This window comes from Variovorax sp. P4_D9 (assembly GCF_056401695.1).
This window is the reverse complement of record NZ_JBFUIU010001758.1, coordinates 1-545: the sequence shown is the minus strand read 5'-3', so window position 1 is coordinate 545 and position 545 is coordinate 1. Positions and strand designations below refer to the sequence as shown.

The following is a 545-nucleotide window of genomic DNA, read 5'->3' as shown; positions in this document are numbered from 1 at the left end:
GATCCGGCCTGCTCACGCCGCCACAGCGCGCGGAAGACTGGCCCCGGGTTGAGCCCATGGGCGCGGCAGATTGCCGCCGCCACGACCTGGAGCGCATGCGACCGGTCCCGGACGTCGACGTCGAAAAGGATGTCCTGTGGTTGCAACCAGGTCGCGATCCGCATCATGTCGTGGGTCATGGCATCGTCTCCTTGCCGTGTGACGGCCTCATGTTGCGCGCAAGAGGGCCATGCATCAAGCCGGACGACCCGGGAATTGCGCGCAGTCGTCCCATGCCTTCTACAAGGTCTTGGTCAGCATCACGATGAAGCGGGTCGCGTTGGGCGAGAAGGTGGTCTGGCCGATCGGGCCGATGGGCGTGGGGATGCCCGGGCTGGAGACCAGGTTGAACGCGCTCTGCTCGTTGCCGCCCTGGATATAGCCGCCCAGCGTCAGGCCGCTGCCGAAGTCGTAGGCCGCACCGACGTTGTAGTCGAGGTAGTCCTTGTAGCCCAGGCTCTTGATGTCGCTGCTGAAGAAGGTGTAGCCGATAGCTGCCTTCAACG

General features: G+C 64.6%; 1 pseudogene. It reads right to left on the bottom strand.

Annotated features, from left to right (window positions below):
- Positions 1-279: 279 nt before the first annotated feature.
- Positions 280-545: pseudogene (locus AC1DY5_RS58185) on the bottom strand (TorF family putative porin); the annotation flags it as partial.